Source organism: uncultured Methylobacterium sp. (assembly GCF_964251405.1).
Taxonomy (GTDB): domain Bacteria; phylum Pseudomonadota; class Alphaproteobacteria; order Rhizobiales; family Beijerinckiaceae; genus Methylobacterium.
Genome location: NZ_CAXUJR010000059.1, coordinates 10,124 through 12,662, shown reverse-complemented (window position 1 = coordinate 12,662; position 2,539 = coordinate 10,124). Strand labels below are relative to the sequence as shown.

General features: G+C 64.7%; 4 protein-coding genes. 3 read left to right on the top strand and 1 reads right to left on the bottom strand.

Annotated features, from left to right (window positions below; all coding sequences use genetic code 11):
• Nucleotides 1-74: 74 nt before the first annotated feature.
• The 3 genes from ACFE7U_RS11805 to ldtR all read left to right on the top strand — a co-directional run bounded on the left by ACFE7U_RS11805 (nucleotide 75) and on the right by ldtR (nucleotide 2,291).
• Complete coding sequence (locus ACFE7U_RS11805; RefSeq protein ID WP_375409920.1) at nucleotides 75-1,148, top strand: enoyl-CoA hydratase/isomerase family protein; 1,074 nt, start codon at nucleotides 75-77, stop codon at nucleotides 1,146-1,148.
• Between the two features lie 4 nt (nucleotides 1,149-1,152).
• On the top strand, nucleotides 1,153-1,614 hold the full coding sequence (locus ACFE7U_RS11800) for a DUF6163 family protein (protein WP_375409919.1): 462 nt from the start codon (nucleotides 1,153-1,155) through the stop codon (nucleotides 1,612-1,614).
• A 164-nt stretch (nucleotides 1,615-1,778) separates the two neighbouring features.
• Nucleotides 1,779-2,291: a transcriptional regulator LdtR gene (gene ldtR / locus ACFE7U_RS11795; RefSeq protein ID WP_375409918.1), complete on the top strand. Its 513-nt coding sequence runs from the start codon at nucleotides 1,779-1,781 to the stop codon at nucleotides 2,289-2,291.
• Between the two features lie 152 nt (nucleotides 2,292-2,443).
• Here the strand turns inward: ldtR and pqqA are convergent, their stop codons facing one another.
• The gene (gene pqqA, locus ACFE7U_RS11790; RefSeq protein WP_109951178.1) at nucleotides 2,444-2,533 is read right to left on the bottom strand and encodes a pyrroloquinoline quinone precursor peptide PqqA; all 90 of its coding nucleotides are present in this window, start codon (nucleotides 2,531-2,533) and stop codon (nucleotides 2,444-2,446) included.
• Nucleotides 2,534-2,539 lie beyond the last annotated feature (6 nt).

The window sequence follows — 2,539 nt, the reverse complement described above, 5'->3', positions numbered from 1 at the left end:
AGGCAGGCTGCAGCCAAGGCAATTGACCCGGAGACCCGGACTTCGTCTAAGCGGCACCGCAAGGAGAGATGCCGATGACGGATGGGTCGGAGCCGGAAATCCTGTTCGCGCAGCGGGGCATGGCGGGGCTCGTGACCCTGAACCGCCCGAAAACCCTCAATGCGCTGTCACTCCCCATGATGCGGGCCCTGCACGCGCAACTCGACGCGTGGGAAGCCGACGATGCCGTGACCCGCGTCGTGATCCGTGGCGCGGGCGGCCGGGCCTTCTGCGCCGGTGGCGACATCCGGCAGGTCTACGAGCTCGCCCGAGCCGGGCGGCACGACGAGGTGAGCGAGTTCTGGCTCGGGGAGTACCAGCTCGATGCTGCCGTCCGCCGCTTTCCGAAACCCTACATCGCCCTCATCGAGGGATTCGTCATGGGCGGCGGCGTCGGCATCTCCCTGCATGGGAGCCATCGCGTCGCCTCGGAGCGCTACGCCTTCGCGATGCCGGAGGTCGGGATCGGTTTCTTCCCCGATGTCGGGACGACCTACGCGCTGCCGCTGCTGCCCGGACGCGCCGGGACCTATCTGGCGCTGACGGGTGCCAGGATCGGTGCGGGCGACGCGCTCGATCTCGGGCTCGCCACCCATTACGCGGCCGCGGCGGATTTCGACGCGATCACCGCGCGCCTCTGCGAGGGCGGCGACGTCGGGGAAGCGATCGCGGCTCACGGGGCGACTCCGCCCGCGCCGGATCTGGTGCCCGAGGCACGCCGCCTCATCGAGGACGCGTTCTCCGGCGATTCAGTCACGGAGATCCTTCATCGCCTCGACCGGGCGGCGCCCGATTTGGCATTCGCCGCCGAGACCGCCGCCCTGATGCGGACGCGCTCACCCAGAAGCCTGATGATCGCTCACGAGCAGATGCGTCGCGGCGCGGATCTCGATTTTGCGCAGGCGCAACGCCTCGAATACCGCCTCGCCATCAGGACGATGGCGGCCCACGACTTCTATGAGGGTGTCCGGTCGGTGATCGTCGACAAGGACGGCCGGCCCGCATGGTCGCCCGCCCGGCTCGACGAGATCGATCCGGCGGCCATCGCGGCCGACTTCGCGCCCCTCGAGGGCCCGGAGCCGGACATGAATCCGATGAGGGAGCGGTGACGTCGTGAAGGGACTGAGCAAACTGAGCCCTGCCCGCCAAGCCCGAGGTGGCGATCGGGGCGGAGACCGTATCGAGCGGGCCGTACCCGCCCATCAGACGGGTTGGGACGTGGTGCTGGTCTGGTTCATGCGGCTCACGGCGATGCTGTGGCTCGCCAAGGGCGTCTGGTCCTGGGCGCGAATCCTCGACGTGTGGCCGGAGGCGGCGCCATTCGAGACCGAGCCCTTCGGGCGCCAGGCTGTCATCGTCTATTTCTCGGTGATCGACTTCACGGCGGCGGTGGGTCTGTGGCTCACCAGCGCCTGGGGCGGCGTCGTCTGGTTGCTGGCCGCCACGAGCGCCCTGACGCTGACGCTATTGACGCCGCAATTGCTTGCGATGTCGACGCCACTCGTTGCGATACAAGGCAGTACTGTCGTGATCTACTTCATCTTGTCTTCACTGGCGGCCAACGAGAACCGGTGAATCAAACCTTACAATGTTCGTTTCATCTTGCGTTTACCTACAGAGGTAAATTGCAAATTCATCGTATCGCTTAAATCGACTTTCATCTGCGTCCCCGTAGGTTCGCTTCATGAGCGGTGCCGAACAACCCGGTGCCCGACACAAGAACTCTCGTGAGGCACCCCATGAAGTCCCAGAGCATCAAAGTCGTCGACAGCACTCCGTCTTCCGATGCCGGCACTTCGACCGGGTCTTACCTGGAAGCCCTGCACCTCGTGGAGCGCCTTCACCGCCGCCTACTCGACGTCATCAAGGATGAGTTCGAGCGCCGCGACCGCGAGGACGTCAACAGCGTCCAGGCCCTGCTGCTCTACAACATCGGCGACAAGGAACTGACGGCGAGCGAGCTGCGCACCAAGGGCTACTATCTCGGCTCCAACGTCTCCTACAACGTCAAGAAACTCGTGGAGGCCGGCTACCTCCATCATGCCCGTTCGAAGACGGACCGGCGCTCCGTGCGCATCAGCCTCACCGACAAGGGCCGCCAGGTTCACGACATCATCCAGGCGCTCTACGACAAGCACGCCCGCACGATCCAGCCGATCGGCGGCATCTCGGACGACGATTTCGGTCGCCTCAACCTCGCCCTCGGCCGGCTCGAGCGTTTCTGGACGGATCAGATCCGCTACCGCCTTTAACCGTACCCTGCGGCGACTCGGTAGAATCAGCTCGAAACCACGAAAGGCCGGATCGCATCCTTGCGATCCGGCCTTTCGTGTTTGGAGGCGTCCACGAAAAAGGACGGCACCCTCACGGGTACCGCCCCATCAGCCTGTCAGCCGATCGAACCTTAGTTGAAGGTATCGATCTCAGCGGACTCATAGCTGGTGACTTCCATGCCGACGCAAACTTCTTGAACGATGGGGGCAGACCACTTCATGGCGAA